At 61.4% G+C, this 22,496-nt stretch carries 20 protein-coding genes and 1 tRNA gene; 10 read left to right on the forward strand and 11 right to left on the reverse strand.

All coding sequences use genetic code 11. The annotated features are described in order from the left end of the window. Positions 1 to 198: 198 nt before the first annotated feature. Positions 199 to 369, reverse strand: a complete 171-nt coding sequence (locus tag E5720_RS21595; protein ID WP_168708290.1) for a hypothetical protein — start codon at positions 367 to 369, stop codon at positions 199 to 201. Between the two features lie 100 nt (positions 370 to 469). On the opposite strand from E5720_RS21595, the gene E5720_RS06960 reads away from it, so the two are divergent. From E5720_RS06960 to E5720_RS06970, 3 genes are all read left to right on the forward strand, one after another. Next, on the forward strand, positions 470 to 2,851 hold the full coding sequence (locus tag E5720_RS06960; RefSeq protein ID WP_210729967.1) for an AAA family ATPase: 2,382 nt from the start codon (positions 470 to 472) through the stop codon (positions 2,849 to 2,851). A gap of 67 nt (positions 2,852 to 2,918) precedes the next feature. After that, positions 2,919 to 4,105, forward strand: a protein-coding gene (locus E5720_RS06965; protein WP_136172499.1) for an IS3 family transposase whose coding sequence is annotated in 2 segments (ribosomal slippage) — positions 2,919 to 3,186 and positions 3,186 to 4,105 — 1,188 coding nt in all. Because the reading frame shifts where the segments join, the coding sequence is not laid out codon by codon here. A gap of 517 nt (positions 4,106 to 4,622) precedes the next feature. Continuing rightward, on the forward strand, positions 4,623 to 6,887 hold the full coding sequence (locus tag E5720_RS06970) for a hypothetical protein (RefSeq protein ID WP_136170046.1): 2,265 nt from the start codon (positions 4,623 to 4,625) through the stop codon (positions 6,885 to 6,887). A 62-nt stretch (positions 6,888 to 6,949) separates the two neighbouring features. Here E5720_RS06970 and E5720_RS06975 read toward each other — a convergent pair whose 3' ends face one another. From E5720_RS06975 to E5720_RS06985, 3 genes are all read right to left on the reverse strand, one after another. After that, on the reverse strand, positions 6,950 to 7,573 hold the full coding sequence (locus E5720_RS06975; RefSeq protein ID WP_348769848.1) for a nucleotidyl transferase AbiEii/AbiGii toxin family protein: 624 nt from the start codon (positions 7,571 to 7,573) through the stop codon (positions 6,950 to 6,952). Positions 7,574 to 7,697: 124 nt separating this feature from the next. Then, positions 7,698 to 8,357: a type IV toxin-antitoxin system AbiEi family antitoxin gene (locus E5720_RS06980; RefSeq protein ID WP_348769849.1), complete on the reverse strand. Its 660-nt coding sequence runs from the start codon at positions 8,355 to 8,357 to the stop codon at positions 7,698 to 7,700. 323 nt (positions 8,358 to 8,680) lie between these two features. Beyond that, positions 8,681 to 8,755: transfer RNA gene (locus E5720_RS06985), tRNA-Thr, on the reverse strand. A gap of 90 nt (positions 8,756 to 8,845) precedes the next feature. Here E5720_RS06985 and E5720_RS06990 point away from each other — a divergent pair. Further along, positions 8,846 to 10,327: a threonine/serine exporter family protein gene (locus tag E5720_RS06990; RefSeq protein ID WP_136170047.1), complete on the forward strand. Its 1,482-nt coding sequence runs from the start codon at positions 8,846 to 8,848 to the stop codon at positions 10,325 to 10,327. Here E5720_RS06990 and E5720_RS06995 read toward each other — a convergent pair. Continuing rightward, positions 10,324 to 10,578, reverse strand: a complete 255-nt coding sequence (locus E5720_RS06995) for an MbtH family protein (protein WP_084347229.1) — start codon at positions 10,576 to 10,578, stop codon at positions 10,324 to 10,326. The genes E5720_RS06990 and E5720_RS06995 overlap by 4 nt on opposite strands. A 104-nt stretch (positions 10,579 to 10,682) precedes the next feature. After that, positions 10,683 to 11,492: an alpha/beta hydrolase gene (locus E5720_RS07000; protein ID WP_136170048.1), complete on the reverse strand. Its 810-nt coding sequence runs from the start codon at positions 11,490 to 11,492 to the stop codon at positions 10,683 to 10,685. A 173-nt stretch (positions 11,493 to 11,665) separates the two neighbouring features. Between E5720_RS07000 and E5720_RS07005 the strand changes: the two genes are divergently transcribed. Then, complete coding sequence (locus E5720_RS07005; RefSeq protein ID WP_136170049.1) at positions 11,666 to 12,220, forward strand: CsbD family protein; 555 nt, start codon at positions 11,666 to 11,668, stop codon at positions 12,218 to 12,220. 17 nt (positions 12,221 to 12,237) lie between these two features. Continuing rightward, positions 12,238 to 12,888, forward strand: coding sequence for a hypothetical protein (locus tag E5720_RS07010; protein WP_136170050.1), 651 nt, complete (start codon positions 12,238 to 12,240; stop codon positions 12,886 to 12,888). A 51-nt stretch (positions 12,889 to 12,939) separates the two neighbouring features. Here the strand turns inward: E5720_RS07010 and E5720_RS07015 are convergent, their stop codons facing one another. Next, positions 12,940 to 13,887 (reverse strand): helix-turn-helix domain-containing protein, encoded by a 948-nt coding sequence (locus E5720_RS07015; RefSeq protein ID WP_136170051.1) that lies wholly within the window; start codon positions 13,885 to 13,887, stop codon positions 12,940 to 12,942. Positions 13,888 to 13,957: 70 nt separating this feature from the next. Between E5720_RS07015 and E5720_RS07020 the strand changes: the two genes are divergently transcribed. After that, on the forward strand, positions 13,958 to 14,722 hold the full coding sequence (locus E5720_RS07020) for an NAD(P)H-dependent oxidoreductase (RefSeq protein ID WP_136170052.1): 765 nt from the start codon (positions 13,958 to 13,960) through the stop codon (positions 14,720 to 14,722). A 7-nt stretch (positions 14,723 to 14,729) separates the two neighbouring features. Here E5720_RS07020 and E5720_RS07025 read toward each other — a convergent pair whose 3' ends face one another. Both E5720_RS07025 and E5720_RS07030 read right to left on the reverse strand, forming a co-directional pair. After that, positions 14,730 to 16,478: an ABC transporter ATP-binding protein gene (locus E5720_RS07025; RefSeq protein WP_136170053.1), complete on the reverse strand. Its 1,749-nt coding sequence runs from the start codon at positions 16,476 to 16,478 to the stop codon at positions 14,730 to 14,732. Beyond that, the gene (locus tag E5720_RS07030; RefSeq protein WP_136170054.1) at positions 16,475 to 18,115 is read right to left on the reverse strand and encodes an ABC transporter ATP-binding protein; all 1,641 of its coding nucleotides are present in this window, start codon (positions 18,113 to 18,115) and stop codon (positions 16,475 to 16,477) included. The genes E5720_RS07025 and E5720_RS07030 overlap by 4 nt, the downstream gene beginning before the upstream one ends. Positions 18,116 to 18,397: 282 nt before the next feature. Here E5720_RS07030 and E5720_RS21600 point away from each other — a divergent pair, with 282 nt between their 5' ends. Both E5720_RS21600 and E5720_RS07035 read left to right on the forward strand, forming a co-directional pair. Then, a complete protein-coding gene (locus E5720_RS21600; RefSeq protein WP_168708291.1) occupies positions 18,398 to 18,571 on the forward strand; it encodes a hypothetical protein in 174 nt (57 codons plus the stop codon). A gap of 51 nt (positions 18,572 to 18,622) precedes the next feature. After that, positions 18,623 to 20,077: a trehalose-6-phosphate synthase gene (locus E5720_RS07035; protein WP_136170055.1), complete on the forward strand. Its 1,455-nt coding sequence runs from the start codon at positions 18,623 to 18,625 to the stop codon at positions 20,075 to 20,077. A gap of 49 nt (positions 20,078 to 20,126) precedes the next feature. On the opposite strand, the gene E5720_RS07040 is transcribed toward E5720_RS07035, so the two are convergent. Continuing rightward, on the reverse strand, positions 20,127 to 20,609 hold the full coding sequence (locus E5720_RS07040) for a h domain protein (RefSeq protein ID WP_136170056.1): 483 nt from the start codon (positions 20,607 to 20,609) through the stop codon (positions 20,127 to 20,129). Further along, a complete protein-coding gene (locus E5720_RS07045) occupies positions 20,609 to 21,370 on the reverse strand; it encodes a hypothetical protein (RefSeq protein ID WP_247596201.1) in 762 nt (253 codons plus the stop codon). The genes E5720_RS07040 and E5720_RS07045 overlap by 1 nt, the downstream gene beginning before the upstream one ends. Positions 21,371 to 21,536: 166 nt before the next feature. Between E5720_RS07045 and E5720_RS07050 the strand changes: the two genes are divergently transcribed. Then, a complete protein-coding gene (locus E5720_RS07050) occupies positions 21,537 to 22,478 on the forward strand; it encodes an alpha/beta hydrolase fold domain-containing protein (protein WP_136170057.1) in 942 nt (313 codons plus the stop codon). Positions 22,479 to 22,496 lie beyond the last annotated feature (18 nt).

Genomic DNA, 22,496 nt, shown 5'->3' on the forward strand with positions numbered 1-22,496 from the left:
ACGTAGTTCTCGACATGCCGATCGGCCGAGAAATTCGATCTGCCCGGTCAGCGACAACACTTCAGCACAACCCTTCGTCGACCGCTAGCAAACACTGGCGGATTCCGTGACTACTCGACGGTGTGGCCACCTGATGGGACCGGAGCGCCAACGGTCCACGCAGACCGAATCGACGCTTCGTTTGATCTCCAAAAGCCCTCAACGAAACCCAAGCCGTACCCGGCATCCGTGGACGGCGTCGCTGAATTCGGACCAGACGGTCATGATCGCCAACTGGACGCCCAATGCGAGAACGTCAACGTAGACGAGGGCATGCCCTGCGACCGATTCCGCAAATGCGACGGATTCCCGCATACGTGTCGGGGTCACTGACTACTGTATTGAACCTACTAGGAGTGTTGGCAGCAGTTGGTTTTTGCGAAGCATGGGGGATGGAATGGTCAGCACTAAGACGCAGGGGGCTCGATGGGTGCGAGCAGCACTGCAAGTAAATCCCTACGAGTATCAGGGCAGGAGTTCACCGTCGCGGACATACATCACGGAGTCTGATTACAACCGTGCGCTCTTGGACGCGTGCGAGTTACAGGGCATCGAGCTATTTGCCGTCACCGATCATTGGAGAGTTGACTCAGCGCTGCAACTGATTCGCGATGCGGCCGATCGAGGAATCGTTGCTCTTCCTGGATTCGAAGCAAACTCCGCCGAGGGTGTTCATATTCTAGTGATCTTCGAGACAGATACTGATTCCACGGCGATCAACGCCGCGATCGGGATGTGTGGCGTCTCACCTGGCTGCGCCAATGGGACTCCTGGTTTATCGTTCACCGATATTCTTGAGAAGATGACGGCGCAGGGAGCGCTGGTAATTCCTGCGCACGTGAATGTTCCGAACAGCGGATTGTTGACTGGCCGTGGGGGTCCGCCACTCGTTACAAAAATAATGCACCCTTCCCTTCACGCCCTAGGCATTACGCCTAGCCAACCCGATGGCACCGATCAGACACCAATCGTCAACGGCAGTAAGCCATACGACAGAGCACACCCTCTTGCCATTGTGTACGCAGATGACGTGACGAAGCCCGCGACCCTCCAGGACCAAGGAGCGAGTTGCTGGTACAAGATCAGCAGACTTTCCGTCGATAGCCTCAAACTCGCGGTCAGGACACCCGAGACTCGAATTTCATTAACAGATCCTGCCGTTGAGCCACGACCCATGCTGAAAGAAATTTCTTGGGTGGGGGGTTATCTTGACGGTGTCAAGATCCCATTTTCAACCGACCTCACGGCACTCATCGGCGGACGTGGAACCGGCAAATCTACTGCCATCGAAAGTCTTCGATTCGTACTAGGAATTACACCGATTGGCGCGGACGCTCAGCGTGACCACAACAACATCGTCAAAGGTGTCCTAAAATCAGGCACGGTGGTAAAGCTTCTTGTCGAAACCTCGGCGCCATCGTTGCGAACCTTCGCTGTTGAACGATCAATCAACAACCTACCGGTAGTTAAAGACGAGAGCGGCACCGTTACGAGTCTCCAGCCGTCCGACGTAATAGCGAATGTGGAGATTTTTGGTCAACACGAGTTAGCCGAACTGACGAACGACAGCTCAAAGGTTGCAAGCATGCTGCAGCGTTTCCAGGGAAGTAGCGATCTGAGCGCCGATCATATCGAAACCCTGTCCGACCTTCGAGACAATCGCGAACAGCTCAAGCGTGTGGAAGAAAGCCGGGCGCAGTTAGAAGATGAACTCGCGGACATTCCTCGGCTCAAGGAGCAGGTTCAGCATTACACCGATACCGACGTGCCGACGAGATTAAAAGAGGTGACGCGGCTGACGCAAGACGACGCTGTATTCGCTGAAGCGAGGGAGCGCGTAAGTTCAGCGATAGAAACCTTGACACCTCTTACAGATCCAGAGCTCGCAGCGAAGCTTGCAGCGGACTTCGAGAACATAGCCGATTCACCCCATGTTGCGTACCTCGAACGAGTTCAATCTGCGTCGATAACACTCTCCACCACACTCGCCTCGCTCGCCGCAGCAGCCCAAGATGCATTAGCATCCGCATCCGCAGTCATCGCCACCGCGCAGTCCGAGTGGACAGATGCAGTCCGCGTGCAACGAAATGAACATGATGAAGTGCTTCGAAAGCTCGTTGAAGAAGGACTTGAACCAAACAAGTATCTGGACACTACAAAGGCCCTTGAGACGTTAAAAGCCAAAGAGTCTCGACGAGCGAGCATTGCAACCACCCGCCAGAGTCTGCAATCCGAAAGAATTACCCTCCTACAGACTCTCGGAAGCCACGAAAATAATCGAGCAAGGGAACTGACCTCAGCGGTGCGCGCCGCGAATGCCACGACCGGCGGTGTTGTGATCGTAAAGCCGGTCCCCGCCAGTGACCGCGGCCATATTAAATCGTTGATCGAGCAGTGCACCTCCGGTCAGCGCAATCGCATCATGGCGGCGGTCGATCAAGAGAATTTCTCGACTCGCGAATTTGTCGAAGCAGCTAGGAGAGGAGAGAGCGAGCTAAACACAAATTACTCCATCGTTGGTGCTCAGGCTCGATCAGTCCTTGAGGCCGGAGAGCACTTGTTCCGACAGCTTGAAGAATTGTCAGTGGGCCAGGCGGTCGAAGTCCAACTGGACGTCCAAGCAGGAACAAGCACTCGCGAATTTAAGAAAATGGGCGACCTGTCGAAGGGCCAAAGCGCCACCGCTCTGCTGCTTCTTCTTCTCGGCGCGTCTAATGCACCACTCGTGATTGACCAACCAGAAGATGATCTGGATAACCGGTTTGTTTACGATGGAATAGTAAAAAACCTTCGAAACCTGAAGGGGAAATGATCGGCCCAGGGATTTCGGACAGTGGACCCGCTTAGAATAGGGATCTACTGAAATGAGCCAGTCCAGCATGAGCAGATCGCGTCGATCGTTCAGTCCCGAGTTCAAGGACGAACTGTGCCGAGAGGTCATCGACTCCTCCAAGCCGATCAGCGAAGTCGCCAAGGCCTACAACGTCGGTGACGACAGTCTGCGCCGGTGGCTGGTGAAGTATCGGGACACTCACGGCGGCGGCCCGGACACCGAACTCACCCTCACCGAACGAGCCCGCCTCGCCCAACTCGAACGGGAGAATCGAGAACTTCGAGCCGAGGCAGCCTTCCTGAAAAAAGCAGCCTCGTACTTTGCACGGGAGCCACGGTAGTGGCGAAGTACGAGTTCATCGATTCCTATGTCGCGGACGACTCCGCGGTAGTACCGATCACCGACCGCTGCCGCTGGCTCGCGGTCTCCACCTCCGGGTTCTACCACTGGAAAAGCCGGCCGCAATCAGCAACCGCGATCCGCAGAGATACTCTGGCACAACGTATTCGGGTGTTCTTCGGGCTCTCGCACGGCACGTACGGATACCGCCGCATCCACGCAGATCTGCGAGCAGCCGAGATTGAATGCTCCCCGGAACTGGTCCGATCGATCATGCGCGACGAGGACCTCGCGCCGTGCCAGCCGCGGCCGTTCCGGGTCACTACCGACTCCGACCCGAACAGCGAGCCGGTCGTGCCGGATCTGCTCGTGCGCGACTTCTCCGCTGATCGCCCAGGAGCGAAGTTCGTCGGCGACATCACCTACATCCACACCTGGCAGGGGTTCGTATATCTCGCGACGGTCATCGACTGCTACTCCCGCAAAGTCGTGGGCTGGTCGATCGCAGACCATATGCGTACCGAACTGGTGGCGGCGGCGTTGACGAATGCGGCATCGACGACCCTGATCGAGTCGGGAGCGATTTTTCACTCCGATCGCGGCAGTGTCTACGCATCGCGGGCCTACCGGGCTTTGGTGAGCTCGCTGGGGATGCGGTCGTCCATAGGGCGGACCGGGGTGTGTTGGGACAACAGTATGGCGGAAAGTTTCTTCGCGGCCCTCAAGAACGAGTGCGTCTACCGAACGATCTATCCCACGAAAGACAAAGCGCGACAAGATGTCATCAGATATATCGAAGGGTTCTACAATCCACGACGCCGGCATTCGGCAATCGGGTACCGATCCCCGAACGACGTCCACTACAGTTATCGGCAGCCCGCGATCGCGGCCTGAGAATAGTCATCTCCATTGTCCGAAATCCTCGCGGCAGATCAAAACGCCAAATCGTAGCAAGCACCCACAATGCAAATGTCCCGGTATTGGGCGATGCCGAACTGATAATTACACTGGAAGGGGACGGACAGCACGGACGCACCGCGGTTGACGGAGTCGGTTCTCTTGACGATGGCTCAATACGGTCACACGTCGAGAACATCTTAGAAGGCGGGCCCGCAGCGTTCAATGCGCGCCACCATCTTTACGGCTTTTAGTTGGTTCAACCAACGTCGCACTCCTGGTCGCATCCGTACTGTGGCTGCGGCGTGAAATCACGGGCAGTTAGGCATCTCAATTAAGTGCGGTTACCGCGCCGCAGGCGACACAACGAAGTTGTCCTGCGGCGCAAGCTTCTCGACTTGGCCGCGTGCTTCCACGCCCGGCCTTCCAGATGGTCGCGATTAGGTCAGTAATTCACTGCTAGCGCACTTGCCGTCAATTCCAGACTGTCGGGTTGGTGGTGTAGTAACGACGCATGACTACCCTCGATTCGACCGACGATCAGCGATCAGAGCCGTTCGAGAAGGCCTGGCAATGTCTGGATGCAGCGCACCAGCTTCGTCGCGACATCGCGACGCACTGGGAAGATCTGGACATCGACAGCGCACTGCGCTGCTGGATCGAGACTGACGAACGAGGCCTCGGCGAGCTTGGCGTGTCGGTCGAGTGTCCAACGCAGGCCGACGCTTTGCAACAGTGTGGCCGAGACTTCATTGCTGCAGTGCGGGACAGCCTGAACGCGGCAATCCAGGCCACTGAGAGACTGACTTCGGGCATCACACCCACGCCTGATCGACCGATCCAATTCCCGCTTTGTTCAACCCCGTCCGAGTTCAGTGAGCTTCACCGCTCCGGCGCGTTGGATGGTCTCCGCCCCGACCACCTGCAGCTCCTCGAGCTGTTCCAGCCCTACGCAATCGAAGCAGAAACTCCTACACAAATCTCAATGCTGCGGTCGGCAATGGGCTTGCTAAAGAATGTCGTCGCCCTCGTCCCAGACGCGGAGGTTTTTGGAATATGGGCACACTCAGCTCAGCCGACCGTGCTGGTGGACCCACCGCACAAAATTGTCGAACTAGTTGCCGAGCCGCCCACACTCGTCCAGACACCAATCACGATCGCGCGGTTCCGGGTAGAACCAGCCGACGGCGGGCGAGGCCTGCGCGGTCGGCCGGGCGTTGCCCTCGACATCGCGTTCGCGCTACCTCCATGGCCTAGCAACCCAGACAAAGACACGGTCGGCCGCCGATGTGCCTCACTTCTCGCAGTTGTAGCCGAAATTGTTCGCGGCTTCGAGCGCTCGGTTGGTATGCGCGAAGCGCCCCGCCGCCCGGACCTCGACTTGGACGTGGACGTGGACGTGGACAATTTGACTACCGAAGACGACATCGACCCTGGCACTTGGGCACCGGTCGATCACTCGAATTATCCAGACCTCGAACCCCAGCTCGCTGAGTCCGAACTCGGCCTGGCGGTCTATCGGGATGACGACGACAACATGGTCATGCTGGTCCACACTGAAACCGGTGTTTTCGGGCGGACGATTCCACACGCCCGAGTCCTCGAACCAGCAGTGCGTCGAGGTACTGCAGCCGAGAACGCGACCCTCGCCGCTGCGGCACAGTGGGGGCTCCCCGATTTCGTGTTGCCACCCAAGAAGATCGCTAAAGGCACAGCATCCCGTGAGCTCGGCGACGGTACAGTCATCTTCGGAAATCGAGCACTTGCCATCCAGGTGAAGTCCCGCGATGTGCCCACCGACGCAAACCCTGCGCGCGAACTGAAGTGGATTGCCAAGAACGCCGCGAAGGGCGCACGACAGGCCGCAGGCACAGTACGAACCCTTACTTCCACACCCAAGACCCTTCACAACGCTCGGGGCCGCTCGATACACGTCGACGCCGCGGCATACGCATGGGTGGGTGTCGTGATAATCGATCACGACCAGCCGCCCGAGCACATCTCAACCGTCTCATCGACGCCCTCGCTTGCAGTAGTAGCTCTTCTACGGCGTGAGTGGGAATTCCTCTTCGACCAGATGAGGTCGATCACCGCCGTCGGCGCATACATTCACCGAATAGAAGACGACGAAGTCGCACCCGGTGAACATGTGCCACACTATTTCGAGCTCGCGAATGCCGACCTCGAAGCAACCCGGAACGCAGATACCGACCACAACTATCCAGCACTAGCCCAACACATTTCGTACCCCCTCTTGCCGAGGGAGCCAGCATCGAGCATCGACACCGCAGGGGCAGCGCTGTATCGCCAGCTGCTTGAGGACGTCGCTACGTCGTCTTGGGATGGTCCCGAACTCGACCGCTTGAACGTGCTGCACATGCTCGACCAGCATCCCGTACTAGAGCGGGCCGCGATCGGCCGACGACTGCTCAACCAGCTCCGAATCGCTCGAGACGCCCTCAATCGTGAGACGCGGTTTGAGGCTCGCCGTTACTGGCTGGGAGACAATCACTTGCAATTGGCCTTCAGCGTGCTGAACCATCTCAGCGGACACCATCAAGCAGTCGTCCGTGGGTGGACGATGCTCCGCCACCACGAATGGATCTCCAGGCTTCCCGCCGACACAGTTGATTCGTGCCGGACAGTCGCGATCCTACTCACTCCCCGGCACGATGGCCTTCGCCCATGGGACACAACAATGTACGTCCTTCTCGGGGATGTTGATATTGACGAAGAAGAGCTAGAGTCGTACCGTCAAATATTCGGCAGCACAGCATAATTCGCTCGCAGCCTGTCTGCATTGGGAGCCTATGCCGCAAGACTTTTTTTGCGACCGCACGACTAACGCGTCCCCAGCGCCTGCCATGACCGGGCCACAAGGTTTGCCGCTTCGCGCGCTGTCACGGTCAGCCGCGTCTGTCCCGATAGTTGGCTTTCCCAATCGGATTCGTTCGGTACGTCCGCGAACTGCCACTTCCCCGGCAGCTTGTTCGTGGGTCCGAACCTCCGATACAAATCCGCCACTTTCGGCTCGAATGCGTCAATCCTGTTCAGTGCCCACAAGTCCCACAGATCACGGGACGCCCGCCGATCACACCAGGTGGCCGTCTTACCCGCAACGAACGCGGGCCGCATTGGCACCGTCAACTCAGCTCCCGGTGCATCCTCATACCGCTGTTCGAGCCGCCGGTTCTCCAGCGGCCAGGCCGGGCGACCTTCCGCCGACAGCAACTGCACCTTGACCGCCAGACCGGACTGCGACCTCAACACTGCACCGAGATGCTCGGGCACCTCGCTGATCGCCGGATCCCACACCAGTCGCCCGTGGCTGCGCATCACCGCGCGCGGGAGTGCACGATCGAGATCACGAGCGACCTCAGACCTCGAACCGACCGCACTCAGGTCGATGTCCTCGCTGAGACGACCATCGACCAGATGGATTCGGGCCAAAGCTGTTCCGCCCACGAATACAACCCGGTCCGCGGAGTGCGCACTCACATACCGAGCAGGTGCGAGATCAGGTGATCCCGCTCGACCTGGGCGCGCGCGACACCTAATTGCGCGGCCACCGAGGCCAACTCGTCTGCGTTCACCCTCGCTCCCCCAACCGACCCTGCAGCCGCGTCAGCGTCGTGCGCATTTTCTGAGCCCCAGCGATCTCCGCCAAAACGCCTCGGTCGCACTTCCGGTGCAACTGCTCCACTGCCGGCCACACCTCACCCTCGGCATCACCGAGCCCCGGACGCTTCACTAAATCCAACACCGTTTGCTCGGGCGTCGTCACTAACACCGGGCCCAGCTCGGTATCGATACGCTCCGCATCCAGACGTGCCGTGTCGCGTACCACGAACCGAACCACCGCCTGCCGATCCGCCAACCGAATCGGATCGTGCCGCGTCGGGACTGCCACCACAGCCGTCGCCAACGCCCGCGGAATCGCTCCGTGCAATCGGGCCGCGCTGACACCCATTACGACGGCATCGTCGGCGCTGTAGGCCGCAACCGCGATACCGGCTGCCGCTGCCTCCAAGCCAGGCATCCACTCGGTTCCGACCCGGTCGTCGGGCATCGCTACGTAGAAGCCCGTCGCCACTCGATGCAGCAGACCCACGTTCGTCAGCCTCGCAAGCTCGGCGCGCGGGTGCGCGTAGACATCGGCCGCCGTCGCGGCCCGCACCATCCGCATCGGAAGCCGCGCGAACTCGGGAGGTAACCCGGTTTGACGGCGTCGAACATCGCTAGTCGTCACAGTCACCTCCATAAAATGTCGGATACGTAGGCTCCAAGCCTACAGAACCGATACTGATTACAACGCGCACTTCGGCCCGGCAACCTCCCTCACCGTCCGAGCGCATCCACCTACACCCACACGAATGCTCACTGATGAGTTGGCGACGAGTTGTGACATTCAGTGACACCGAACGCCGAATCGAGCCGCCGAACCGGCAAATCCCCAGGTCACAAACAACACATAAACCCAGGTGGACGAACCGGGCTCGCACAAGAAACGAGCGGCCGAAACAGGCCAAAAAGATACGGCCCCAACCATTTTCACTGGTCAGGGCCGTCTGGTGGAGCCTCCTAACGGGATTGAACCGTTGACCGCTCGCTTACAAGGCGAGTGCTCTACCGCTGAGCTAAGGAGGCGTTGGTGCTGAGCCAGCATATCCACTCACTCCTCGCTCAGTAACAGCAGGTACCTTGTGCGTGGATCACCCCAGCTATGTAAAGACGGTCATGACTTTCCTGCAAGACGTGACGGCCTCGCTCAGCCGTCTCACCGGCGAGCGTCGCGCCACCATCGACACCCCTACAGCCGCACCTTCACCACTGCGGCCGATCGACCTCACCGACGATGCTGTGGTGGCAGAAGTGCTGGATCTGGCGGTACGCGTCGGTGAGGTTCTTCTTGCGTCGGGGACTTCCGCGATGGATACGGCATCTCAGGTGCAGTACATCGCGGCAACCTACGGCCTCGCTCGTTGCGATGTCGATGTCACCTACAACTCCATTACGATCAGCGCTCACCGCGGCCCGACGCGGCCGCCGGCGTCGACGATGCGGATCGTGGAATACCGGTCGATGGATTTCACGCGTCTGGCAGCGGTGGACAACTTGATTCGCGATGTCCGCGTCAAGATGGTGACGCCGGCGTTTGCGCGCGAGACGTTGGACGCCATCACCAAGGCCCCGCACCCGTACAACCGTTGGATCGCGACGCTTGCCTGGTCCGGCATGGCAGCGGCGATCAGCGTGTTGGTCGGTGGCGATGCGCTCGTGGCGGTGGTGAGTTTCTTGACGACGATGGTCATCGACCGGATCGGTCGAGTCCTGAACCGGGTCGGTCTGCCGTTCTTTTTTCAGCAGGTGGTCGGCGGGTTCGTTGCGGCGACCCCAGCCATCACGCTGTACAACTTTCAGGATCAGTTGAATATCACGATTTCGCCGTCGTTGGTCATCGCGGCGGGAGTGACGGTGTTGCTATCGGGATTGTCGTTGGTGGGTTCGGTTCAGGACGCTATTACCGGGGCACCGATCACTGCGTCGGCACGGTTCTTCGAAGTTCTGATGATGACGGGCGGGATCATCGCCGGTGTTGCGACGTCGTTGAAGATCGCCGCGATCGTCGGAAGCGATCTGCCGCTGATCACCAACAACCCGCCCCCTGGCATCGACGAGTTGCCGACGAAGGTGCTGGCGGGTGCTGCAGCCTCGTTGTTCTATGCGCTGGCCTGCTACGCGGAGCGTCGTGCGTTGACGGCCGCGTTCCTCGGCGGCTTCGCTGGTGCCCTGGTCTACCTGCTCATTCAGACGCTGTCCACCGGGCCGATCATCGCGTCGGCGTTCGCGGCGACCGTCGTCGGTTTCGCCGGTGGTCTGATGGCACGTCGCGCGCTGATTCCGCCGCTGATCGTCGCGGTCGCCGGCATCACACCGCTGCTGCCTGGTCTGTCGCTGTACCGAGGCCTCTACGCACTGCTCAACGACCAGCTACTGCTCGGCATCAGTGCGTTGCTCGCGGCGTTCGGTATCGGTTGTGGTCTCGCAGCTGGGGTCACGCTCGGCGAGTGGGGTGCGCGTACGTTGCGTCGTCCACGCATCTTGGCTCGCACCGAAGAACTGCTACGTCCTACTCTTCGACGCAGAGAAGAACCGCGCCGCCCGGTTGTTCGTCGGCGACGCGGTCCTGTCGAGCTCAAGAAAAAGAAGAAGGTCTAAGCCTCGGGGGTTCCCTCTGCGGACTGACGTGCAGCTGCGTCGGCCTCCATTGCTTCACGGAGGCTGCGGGGGCGCATGTCCGTCCAGTTCTTCTCCACGTACTCCAAGCATGCTGCACGGGTGTCTTCACCGAAGACGACCTTCCAGCCCTGAGGTACATCGGAGAATGTGGGCCACAACGAGTGCTGGTCTTCGTCGTTGACCAGCACGAAGAAGCGTCCGTCTTCGTCATCGAATGGATTGGTACTCATCTCGCCTCACTCGTCGCAAACGTATTGTTATCGGCAGTCTTCAATGTGAAGTGCCCCCGACCCTAGCAACGCACAGTATCGCACTCGAGTGCCGATGCTGGAGGTCAGCTTCGAAGAAACGCCAGCACGGCGCTGTTGATCGCCTCTGGCCGCTCCAAATATCCGAAGTGCCCGACGTCGGGAATCTCGACGTATTGGGCGTCGGGGATCGCCTTCGCCAGCTCCGCGCTCAGGTACGGGGGGATCATCCGGTCGTGCTCGAAACCGACCGACAAGCAGGGCACGGAGATCTTTCCGTAGGCGGCACTTCTGTCGAAGTTCTCGTCCATCCCCAGCTGAGCCCGCACGCCGGGTGATGTCGGGGCCGTCGAGAATTCGAACAGGTCGAGCCAGTCACGCGCCGATCGGGAGTCGGCAAGTGTGGTCGGGGACAGGTTCATCACGGCCGTGATCGCCGCGGCGTACTTCGGTGGTAATACAGTCTTGGCGTCGGCGAGTTCGCGTTCACCTTCGCCGAGTGTCTTCTGAAACTCGTCGAGACGGGCATGTCCGGCGAGGAATACCGCTTTGCGGACCAGTTCGGGTCGCGCCAGCGCCAGTTCCTGCGCGACGCGTGAGCCCATCGAGGTACCGACGACATATGCCTTCTCGTCGCCCTCACGAATCAGTTCGATGAGTCCGGCGGTATCGGCTACGAGATCGTCGATTTTCATGCCCTGCGCACTCTCCGACGAGGGCGCTATCCCACGATTGTCGAAATAGCAGACGCGGTAGCCGGCTTCGACGAGTTCGGGGACCTGATGCAGGTCCCACACTCGTCCCGGGCTACCGGTGCCCATGATGAGAACGACCAAATCGCCAGAACCTTTGACCTGGTAATTCAGCGAAATCCCGTTCACGGTTGCGATCGGCATGTAACTCCTTTGCTCGTCTGCGGCTGGAAGAGAGCTTACGACCGAGCCGGCGAAGTGGTCGACCGGCGGGTTTCCGGCTCCACTCGGTCGGGTAGTCCGCCATGGTTGCGCGGTCGGCATGTAGATCACTGTCGGGCGAAATTCACCGGGGAGTAGAAGCGAGGGGTACTGCAGTGAGCAATGAGAACGCATCCGAAGAAGCCCGCAAAGGCCTGTTCGACGCGGTGAAGGGCAAAGCCAAGGAGGTTGTCGGGGCAGTAACCGGCAACGATTCCCTCACCACCGAGGGGCAACTCCAAAGCGCACAGGCCCGCGAACGCGCAGAGGCGAACGCCACCGAGATGGCAGCCCAGGCGCAATCCGAGGAGGCCGCCGAGGATCTCGCTGCTGTGCGAAATACCGCCGAGCAGCAGCGCGATGCAGCCAGCGCGAGCGCCGAATCCTCGGCAGAAAGCGCCCGTCGCGTTCAGCAGGCACAGCACGTCGCGGCAGAGAAGGAAAAGCATCAGACCGTCCGAGACGAGGTTGCCGACGCCGAGGTCGACGCACGCGCCGAACAGATCGAGGCGCTTGCCGAGGGCCAGGCCGACGCCGCAGCCGCGACACAGGACGAACTGAAGGCCGTGCAGGAGCATGGCGAAGAAGTGGCCGAGGCCGAGGCTGCCCGCGCGGCAGCAGACCGTGCTCGACGCAACGCCGAATCATTGCGCGAAGACATCAACCCGTGAACAGGAGCAGTCCTTCCATGAACGTACTCAGCATCCCGCTGTCCATTCTCAGATTTCAGTACAAGATCGTTCGAATCCCGTTGCACCTGTTCGAAACCAGCGTCGTGCAGACGTGGCGCACGGACGCACCCGCTCGAATTGCGTACGAACGCACTGTCGGATCGCTCGACAAGGCCGTCGGCAGTGCGCTCGGCGACAAAGACGTCGAGCAACGTGGCGAAGCGCAGGTCCACCTCAGCGACGAGCTGGCCAAAGCCCGCAAACTCGAAGCCGACGCCGACGCGACCCAGGCAGTCGCCGACCAGAAGCTGAGGACCACTCGCGAAGCAGCCGAGAAGGAACGTAAGGCTGCTGCTCTGGCCGCGGATGATGCTGCGCGGAAGGCACGCGAGCAGGCAGAACAGCGCAAGCAGCAGGCCGCTCAGGAAGCCGAAGCGAAGGCAGCCGAGGAGAAGAAGCGCGCCGACGAGGTGGCCGAATCACGGGCAGCGCAAGCCCGTAACGCGGAGAAGAAGCAGCACGAGCAGATCGCCAAGTCCGAGAAGGCCGCGGCCGCGCCCGCAGAATCCGAGCTGGCGGACGCTGCTGAAAGCAAAGAAGAGGCCGAGGACAAGAAAGCCGAAGCCGCTCGTATCGAAAAGCTGTTCCTCGCAGAGAAGAACAGCTGAGCAAGCCGATCGAAAGACCGAAAGCGTCCCTCCGGGGGCGCTTTCGGTGTTTCAGCCCCCTCGGAACGTCAATCGATAGACGCTGGGCGAGACACCTATCTCCGCCATCAACTGTTGACGCATCGAGGTTGCCGTCCCGAACCCCGCCTCGGCCGCGACCCTGTCGATGCTGTGGTCGGTATTTTCCAGTAGCTCACGTGCGCGGTGAATGCGTTGCTGGGCAATCCATTTGGCCGGTGATATTCCAACTTCGGCCGTGAAACGGCGGGTAAAAGTCCGCACACTCATGGACAGTTTCGCCGCGAGAACCTCCAGACTCAAAGGTGCATCGAGGTTCGCCACCGCCCACGCTTGCGCCGCCGCCGTGGAAGTCGTGGTCGACCGCGGTATCGGCATGTCGATGTATTGGGCCTGACCACCGCTGCGGTGCGGTGGCACTACGGTTCCCCGCGCAACGCGGTTGGCCACGGATGAGCCGAAGTCCTCACGAATCATGTAGAGACACAGATCGATTCCCGATGCTTCCCCTGCGGAAGTCAAGATGTTGGCGTCATGGGTATAGAGAACGTCGGGCTCCAGCTTCACCTGCGGATAGCGCGCGCGGAACTGCTCTGCAGACTTCCAGTGGGTGGTCGCGCGACGCCCGTCGAGTAACCCGAGTGCGGCCAGCACGAACGAGCCGGTGCAGATCGACGCAATCCGGGCATGGACAGGAACCCTGTCCAGCGTGATCGTGTTCGCCGATGAGTGTTCGCCGTAGTCGAGATCGGAGGCTGGGACGATCACGGTGTCGGCGTGTTCGAGCGCCTCGACACCGTGCCGAACGTATATCTCGGCGTCGGTGTCGGTTCGGATCGAGCCCGGCACCGATGTGCATGTCACCACGTCGTACAACGCGGTTCCGTCTTCGGATCGCGCCTGTCCGAACAATCGATGCACGGTGCCGAATTCCATCGCAAGCAGTCCGTCGCGGACGAAAACGACGACACTGTGAGTCATGGCCTGATTCTTTCACATGTTGGCTTCTCAGCCAGTTTCCGATTGCGGACAGGGGCGAGAGGCTCAGTGCATGAACATTCTGTGGCTCTTCGCTCATCCCGAAGCTCGATCGCTCAACGGGGCCCTCCGAGACGTCGCCCTTGCCGAATTGCGGAAGGCGGGCCACCGTATCGAGCAGTCCGATCTGTATCGAATGAACTGGAATCCCGTCGTCAGCGCAGGCGACTACGACCACGATCCAACCGGCCGCCTGCATGTCGCGACGGCGTCGAGCACGGCCCTTCGGCGCGGAACTTTGGCCAAGGACATAGTCACCGAACAAGCGAAACTACGCCGGGCGGACGCCGTCGTACTGCAGTTTCCGTTGTGGTGGTTCTCGATGCCTGCGATTTTGAAAGGCTGGGTGGACCGCGTGTTCGTCGAGGGGTTCGGGTACGGTATCAGATCCGAGGCCGGCTCGACTCGGCGCTACGGCGACGGCCTGATGTCCGGTAAGCGTGCACTGATCGTGACGAGCATGGGCGGCAGCGAACATACGGTGTCCACGCGCGGAATCAACGGGTCTCTGGAGGAACTACTGTTCCCCATTCACCATGGGATCTTTTTCTATACAGGCATGTCCGTACTGCCGCCCGTCCTCGTCGCCAGTGCCGATCGGATGACGCCGAAGGCCTACCGAGAGGCAGTGGACGGGCTCACCGATCGCTTGTCGACCCTGTTCACCGATTCGCCCATCGCTTACCGCAGCCAGAGCGATGGCAACTACGACGAAAACTTCATGCTGCGTTCCCATCTGGCACCGGACGAGTTCGGCGTACGGGTCCACGTGGGCTGAACCACAACTATCGTCCCTGCCAAGCCGACCACAGTTCGGCGTAACGCCCGCCCGCCGCGACGAGTTCGGCGTGTGGCCCCTGTTCGAGGATTTTGCCGTGTTCGAGGACCACGACGCGATCGGCGGCAGCGGCCTGGGTAAGCCGGTGTGCCACAACGAGTGTGCTGCGTCCGCGGGTTGCTGCTGCCGCTGCTGCCTCGAGGTCTCGGGCGCCGGCGCTCCCGGCCTCGGCGGTCGCTTCGTCGAGCACGGCGACGGCGGGGTCGGCGAGGACGAGCCGCGCGAGTGCCAGCTGTTGTGATTGGGCGGAGGTCAACTCGTGTCCGCCTTCTCCGACAACGGTATCCATGCCGCTGCCCAGGGTGTCGACCCATCGGGTGGCGCCGACGGTGTCGAGTGCTGCGCGGACGTCCGCTCGGCTCGCATCCGGTGCTGCGAGTAGTAGATCCTCGATCAGCGGGCCCGCGAAGACGTGTACTTCTTGGCTGACGATCGCGATATGTCTGCGCAGCCCTTTCTCGCCCAGTTCGGCGAGTGTCGCGCCGCCGATCCGTACCGTGCCGGAGGTCGAATCGATGGAGCCCGCTGCGATTGCTGCGATCGTCGACTTGCCCGCACCGGTGGATCCGACGAGTGCGACGGTCTCCCCCGCACCGACGGTCAGGTCGATTCCGTGCAGAATTTCGTGGCCGGTGTCGTACGAGTGTCGGAGATCGGTGATCTGCAGTGTTCCGTCGACCGGGACGGCACCTGTCCCAGGCGACCGCCCGTCGGGAATATCGATGACGCCGACCAGTCGCGCGAGGCTGGCGCCCGCCGATTGCACGTCGTCGAAGGAGAACATGAGCATGCCGATCGGGTTGAACAGCCGGTGAAACAGCAGCGCAGCTGCGGTCACCTGTCCGACGGTCACGTAATCATCCTGGACCAGCATGAATCCGGCGGCTAGAATCACCGACAGTCCGACGCATTCGGCACGGTTGCTGCGCGCACCGAAGCGTGTGAAGAGTCGGAACACGTCGATGCCGATGTCTCGAGCCTTGCCTGACGCCTTGTCGATTTCGGCCAGGTGGGTGTCTTCGAGTCCGTAGGCGCGAACGGTGCGTGCGCCCTGCATGCTGCTGATGAGTGCCTGGGATCGCTCGCCCATGGCTACGCGCTCGGCGGCGTAGAGGGGTGCCGATTTTGGTAGGTACCAGCGCAGGGCCAGCACGTACATCGGGATGGCGACCATGCCTGCGAGCCCGAGACGCCAGTCCAGGCTCAGCATCGCGACCACGCTCAGTGATACGAGGAGAATCGCGGAGACGATGTTGGGGATGACCTCACCGATCGACTTCGCCATGACTGCGACGTCGTCGCCGACACGGGAAAGTAAGTCTCCCTTGCCAACTCGTTCGAGTGTGCCGATCGGGAGGTGCAGTGCGCGTCGAAGTACCCGTTCGCGCAGCGTCGCGAGAGTCCGCTCGCCCAGTTTGCTGATCATGTACGTGCTCAGCGCCGTGAAGATGCCTCCGATCACCGCGGCCGTGGTGATGACGACCACCACGCTCACGATCGTCGACGTCGGGGCACCTTCGGTGACGCGGTCGACGAGGACGCCGAAGACGTAGACGGGGATGAGCGACATGGCCGCCGAGACGGCACTGATCGCGAGGGTGAGGAGAGCCAGTCCCCGTTGGGCGCGTATTTCGCTCGACAGGTAAGCCCAGGACCGCTTACCCGTCGCGATGGGGAGAAGTTCCGGTGTGGTCATCGCAGGACCGCTCCCTTGTAGCGTTCGTCGGTCACTGCGAGGTCGTGATGCGTTCCCTCGGCGACGACGCGTCCGTCGTCGACGACTACGACTCGATCCGTCACTGCGAGAAGGGCGGGACTGGTCGTGATGAGGATGGTGGTCTGGGCGCGATCGGCGCTATGACGCAGTTCCTTGATCCCGGCGGCAATGGAGTGTTCGGTGACGGCGTCCACCGCTGTGGTCGGGTCGTGCAGGACGAGCACCGGGGCCGAGACCGACAATGCCCGGGCCAATGCGACACGTTGACGCTGACCGCCCGACAAGCTGGCCCCGCGATCGGTGACTGCGTGGTCGAGTCCATGCTCGTGCATTGCGACGACATCGGTAGCGGCGGACGCGGCGAGTATTCGGTCGAGTTCGTGGTCCTCGCGGGCGCGCCCGGCGGAGACGTTCGTTCGCACGGTGCCCGCGAACAGGTCGGTGTTGTGCGGTTCCACCAGAACTGTTCGACGCGCATCGGCCAGTCCGAGTTCACCGATTCCAAGGCCACCGATGGTCACTGTGCCGAGGTAGTCGTCCTCGCTGATCTGTCCGGACAGCACTGCGGCCAATGCCTCGCCGTCCTGGGGTCGCAGTGCCACCACACCGAGAAGTTCCCCGGGGGCGGCCGAAAGATCGAAGCCGTCGAGAGACCGGTATGCGATGCCCGCGGCCGCGATATCGGTGGCCGGAGGTGCCACAGAACCGGCCTCTGCCAGAACGTGATCCGCGCCGAGCACCAAGGCCAGGCGATCGGCCGAACCTCGCACGACTGCAGCGACACCCGGTAGGCGCGACATCGTGGTCAGCGGTTCGATGATGAACTGCGACAGTCCGACCACCGTGATGAGCTCACCTACCGAGATTCGACCCTGTAGCGCGAACAGTCCTGCTGCGCCGGCAATTCCGACGGACAGCAGCGCACTGACCGTCGTCGAGAATCCGAGGTAGATACTGTTGGCTTTGGCCATCTTCATCGTCGCGCTCAATGCGGTGCGGCTCGAGGCGAAGAATCGGGCCGATGCTGCGTCCTCGGCACCGATCCCGCGTAGTGGACGCACCCCGCCGACCAGGTCGGTCGCCATGCCGGACACTCGTGCAACCTCTGCTTGTTGCGCCGTGGCGGCCTTGGTCAGCAGCGGAGCCGCACGCTGCAATCCGAACATGATGACCGGGGTGGCGATGACGACCGCCAACCCCAACGGAATGTCGATGACCAGCAACGCAATTGCGCTGACGAGGGTGGCGGTGATCGCCGCGGCCGTACGCGCGATGACATCGAGAATCCACGAGGTCTTCTCGGCGTCGGAGGTGGAAACGGACAGCAGTTCGCCGGACACGAGGTCGGTGCGCACGCCTCGGGGATGGAGCACCCGACCTGCGATCTCGACGCGCATCATGTGCGCCTCACGTTCGATCGCGACCACGATGATGCGGGCGCCGAAACGAAACGCATACGACAGAACCACGAACAGTCCAGCCAGAGCCAGCAGCGAGATGATCATCGCGGTTCCGTCACCGGTGTCGATGGCACGGCCGACGATCAGACCGATCGCGACCGGAACCATCGTCTCGCAGAACTGATGCACGCAGAGGAACACGGTGGAGATGATCATCCGGGTGCGCTGGCGTCGCACACTCCGGCGAAGAATCGCAGTACCGGTCGAAGGGGGGTTCGTGGTCGTCGACACACCCATCACGTCGCCGAGGAAGAAAAGTGCATTGACCGACCCTAATCCATGCCCCGATAGGGCCCAGGTCACTTCGACGAGCACAGCGCTCGTTCGGAAGAAGTGGCGAGAGGGCGACCAGTTCTCATAGAGTTGGTGCCGACGCGAAAGAAACTTTCGCGTCGGCACCACCAATCGAGCACGCCAGCAACCACTACGGAGACGATCATGGCCGCCAGTACGACCACGGACAAAGACATCGCCGACGACGAGATCGTCCAATTGGCCGACGAGACCGCCAGCCAGGCGCAGCGCGTAGTCGCTGCATACGCGCTCGACGCAGACGAGTGCCGCATGCTGTTTGCAATGCTGGGCATCGAACCGGCGGCAAAACCCGAGTGATCGCACGCACCGGCAATCGCACGTTCTGAACGATGAACCGATAGGACAGTAGTGGCTGACGCCTCGCAGGGTTCCAATTTCGTCGTCGTGGCCAACAGGTTGCCCGTGGACTTGGAGACGCTTCCCGACGGAAGTACGCGATGGAAGCGAAGCCCAGGCGGGCTGGTGACGGCACTCGAACCGATCCTTCGAGCCAACAACGGCGCCTGGGTGGGTTGGCCGGGGGTCCCCGATGTCGAGGTCGAGCCGTTCGTCGAGGACGAGCTCGAACTGTGTCCCGTCACGTTGAGCGAGCGTGAAGTCGCCGACTACTACGAGGGTTTCTCCAACGGCACCCTGTGGCCGCTCTATCACGACGTCATCGTCAAACCGATCTACGACCGTTCCTGGTGGAATGCCTACGTAGAGGTCAACCGTCGGTTCGCCGAGACGACCTCTGCTGCGGCAGCCCAGGGTGCGACGGTGTGGATCCAGGACTACCAGCTCCAGCTGGTCCCGAAGATGCTGCGGATGCTGCGCCCAGATCTGACCATCGGGTTCTTTCTGCACATCCCCTTCCCGCCGGTCGAGTTGTTCATGCAGATGCCGTGGCGGACCGAGATCGTCGAAGGCCTACTCGGCGCCGACCTCATCGGATTCCATCTCGCGGGCGGCGCCCAGAACTTCCTGTACCTCGCCCGCAGACTCGCCGGTCAGGTCACCTCACGCGGATCCGTCGGGGTGCGGTCCAAGCTCGGATCCGTCCAGGTCGGCTTCCGGACGGTACGCGTCGGCGCGTTCCCGATCTCCATCGATTCGGGGGATCTCGACGAGAAGTCACGCCGCAAGGCGGTCCGTGATCGTGCCAAGCAGATCCGTAAGGATTTGGGTAACCCGAAGCGCATCATGCTCGGGGTCGACCGTCTGGACTACACCAAGGGAATCGACGTCCGGCTCAACGCATTCCGCGAGCTTCTCGAAGAGGACCGGGTCGATCCGGCCGAGAACATCATCGTCCAGCTCGCCACACCGAGCCGCGAACGCGTCGAAAGTTACAAGGCGATGCGCGGTGAGATCGAACAGCAGGTCGGCCGCATCAACGGCGAGTACGGCCAGGTCGGCCACCCCGTCGTGCACTATCTACATCGACCGATCCCGCGCGACGACCTCATCGCATACTTCGTCGCAGCAGACGTCATGCTGGTCACTCCCCTACGCGACGGGATGAATCTCGTCGCCAAGGAGTACGTTGCGTGCCGCAGCGATCTCGGCGGTTCGCTCGTGTTGAGCGAATTCACCGGTGCCGCTGCCGAACTCCGTCAGGCATACCTGTGCAACCCGCACGATCTCGACAGCGTCAAGGACGCCATCATCGATGCGCTCGAGCAGGCGCCCGAGGACGGCCGACGGCGTATGCGCGCCATGCGTAGGCAGGTACTCGCACACGACGTCGACCGATGGGCCAGGTCCTTCCTCGACGCGCTGTCGAATCCGCCGCAGGACGGCCAACCGACAACTCAGCGCTGATTCGACTGGGCTGTCCACTGGAGGCCACCAAGCCTCCAGTGGACACCGCTCAGATCGGAGTCAACTCGCTTGCGAGCCAACGCCCGTCGACTTTTTCCATCTTCATCCGCACCCGACTGCCGCTGCTGGCAGCGTCAGGAGCGTCGGTGCTGGTGGTGATCTGATTGAGGAACAGCATTATCGTTGCCTCGTCCGGATCGGCCGAGACGACTGCGGTGCCCTGCACGGTCACCTGAACGGTGAGCGACTTTTCTTTGGCACTGGGAGCGATGACTTCGGTCACCAACTTAGTGTATTCGTCCTTGAAGTCTCCGGTCAGACCGTCTGCCGCAGAGCCCAATTGCTGGTCCACATTGGCGAAGTCGTAGGCCAGCATCGAGGTAGCCTGCGCCGAAGCTGCCGTCAATGCATCGGTGCGCGCCTGCTCGGTTTGCTCGTTCTGCCGATACTGATAGAACAGCACCCCGACACCGGCGGCCAGGGCCAACACGATGACGACGGCCAAGCTGCGCAAAAGAATTCCAGATTTCATCACGGCACGAACTCCACTCTCGACGCTGTCATCACGTCACCGTCGTCAGCGACTGTTACGCGCAACCGGAAGTCGCGCGGTTGGGGTTCTTCGGCATCGGAGTTCTTCACCATTGCCCGTGCGGCCACCAGGACATCCGCCGCATATTCGCTGCTGTTTTCGATTCCAGCTTCGATGATTTCGCCGTTCGAGTCGACACGAGCCTGCTTGACGACGTCGACGAACGGCCCCTCGCGGCCCTCGAACTCGGCCTTGAAGTCACCACTGGCGCCGGCCAACAACCGGTCCACGTCCTCCTGCGCTGAATCGGGATGAATCGTCGTCAGATTCAAGACGGTCTGTCGGGCGGTCTGTACGAATCGCTCGGCTCGCGCGTCATCGGCGCTCGTCGCTCGATTGGCCAGGAACAGGTAGACGCCTCCAGAGAGCAGGGCGAGAACCACGACGACGAACAACGACGTCAGTACTAGGCCGAGCCGTTTCGTTTTCGGATGCGGGGCATCCCCGTTCTGCGCGGGCTTTTCTTCATCCGACACAGCCGCTTCCGTCGTCGGCGTTGCCGGCTTCTTCTCGGTGTCAGCCCCGACGAGGGAGGATGTGGGTTCCTCTTTCTTCAGGTCCGGAGTGTCGACGGGGGGGTCCTGTGCGGTCGCCGGTGCCTCGAAAGTGTTCTTCGAAGCCGATTCGCCCGCGATAGGCCCTGCCGGTCGTACTGCCCGACGGCGTGGGCGCCTCGGCGCCGTGCCCTCGTCGTCTGCCATAAAAACCTTCCTCGTTGCGTCCAGTGGTCGTGCCGACTAGAACCGGTGTCGACCTACATCTCATTCACATTGTGCACGCTGTGGGTAACAGAACGGTCGAGAACTAGAACTGGTTCACCGGGCTGATACTCTCACTTCTCGGATTGACTCGAGAGGACCACTCCCTATGGCTCACACGCTCACATGGCACGACGACGTCAGCCACCAGGCACGAGCACTGTCCTACGCCATGCGGATGACGCTGAAACCGGCGTTCAGTCTCTGGCCACTCACCGACAACGGTATCCGGGCGATCGGTCACCTCGACCGTGCCGTCGACCGACTCCCCAAGCCCAAGCGCGTCAAGATCGAGCAGGTTTTCCTCGGCGGGGTGCCATGCGAGAAGACGACACACCCGCGGGTCGCGACGGGATCTCTCGCCGATGCCACCATCCTCTACTTCCACGGCGGAGGTTTCGTATTCTGCGGTTTGGCCACCCACCGGAGCGCCTGCGCCACAATGTCCGCTCGCGCAGGTGTGCCCGTGTACTCCGTCGAATACCGACAGATCCCCGACGGCGGAATCGGTACATCCATCGCCGACGCGATGAGCTCCTACCGCGCTGCACTGGGCACGGTGGCAGATCCGTCCAAGATCATCGTTGCAGGTGATTCTGCCGGTGGTTATCTCGCGATGAAGGTCGCCGAACTTGCTGTGCTGGAAGGACTCACTCCGCCTGCCGCGGTGTTGGGGTTCTCCCCTTTGCTCAATCTGGATTTGAAGAGTCATCCGCGGAAGTTCATGAAGAAGGATGCGTACCTTCCGATGAAGCAGGTCCTTGCACTCGAAGATCGCTGGCTCGCCGGACCCGACACCATCCCCGGGGCTTCTTCGCCCGTCAATGCCGACCCGTCGATCTTTCCACCGGTATTCCTCTCGACTGCGGAGAACGAAATCATGCGACCAGACGTCGAATCGATGACCCGGAAGCTCGGCGTCGCCGGCCGAACCGTCGAAACGCATGTGTGGAGAGGGCAGGTGCACGCGTTCCCTGTCATGGCCAGCGCACTGCCGGAAGGCAAGGCGGTCCTGGACCTCGCTGTGGCCTTCGCTGCCCGCAACCTCTGAAGCCGACACCCCAAGGAG

The organism is Rhodococcus sp. PAMC28707, assembly GCF_004795915.1.
Lineage (GTDB): Bacteria > Actinomycetota > Actinomycetes > Mycobacteriales > Mycobacteriaceae > Rhodococcoides.

Bases quoted from the DNA above. Each gene is read 5' to 3' on its own strand.
- E5720_RS07030 (WP_136170054.1), bottom strand. From the start codon at position 18,115: ATGATCATCTCCACCGTGTTCCTCTGCGTGCATCAGTTCTGCGAGACG.
- E5720_RS07020 (WP_136170052.1), top strand. From the start codon at position 13,958: ATGAACATTCTGTGGCTCTTCGCTCATCCCGAAGCTCGATCGCTCAAC.
- E5720_RS07010 (WP_136170050.1), top strand. From the start codon at position 12,238: ATGAACGTACTCAGCATCCCGCTGTCCATTCTCAGATTTCAGTACAAG.
- E5720_RS07015 (WP_136170051.1), bottom strand. From the start codon at position 13,887: ATGACTCACAGTGTCGTCGTTTTCGTCCGCGACGGACTGCTTGCGATG.
- E5720_RS07000 (WP_136170048.1), bottom strand. From the start codon at position 11,492: ATGCCGATCGCAACCGTGAACGGGATTTCGCTGAATTACCAGGTCAAA.
- E5720_RS06995 (WP_084347229.1), bottom strand. From the start codon at position 10,578: ATGAGTACCAATCCATTCGATGACGAAGACGGACGCTTCTTCGTGCTG.
- E5720_RS07045 (WP_247596201.1), bottom strand. From the start codon at position 21,370: ATGGCAGACGACGAGGGCACGGCGCCGAGGCGCCCACGCCGTCGGGCA.
- E5720_RS21600 (WP_168708291.1), top strand. From the start codon at position 18,398: ATGGCCGCCAGTACGACCACGGACAAAGACATCGCCGACGACGAGATC.
- E5720_RS06970 (WP_136170046.1), top strand. From the start codon at position 4,623: ATGACTACCCTCGATTCGACCGACGATCAGCGATCAGAGCCGTTCGAG.
- E5720_RS07025 (WP_136170053.1), bottom strand. From the start codon at position 16,478: ATGACCACACCGGAACTTCTCCCCATCGCGACGGGTAAGCGGTCCTGG.
- E5720_RS07040 (WP_136170056.1), bottom strand. From the start codon at position 20,609: ATGAAATCTGGAATTCTTTTGCGCAGCTTGGCCGTCGTCATCGTGTTG.
- E5720_RS07050 (WP_136170057.1), top strand. From the start codon at position 21,537: ATGGCTCACACGCTCACATGGCACGACGACGTCAGCCACCAGGCACGA.
- E5720_RS06990 (WP_136170047.1), top strand. From the start codon at position 8,846: ATGACTTTCCTGCAAGACGTGACGGCCTCGCTCAGCCGTCTCACCGGC.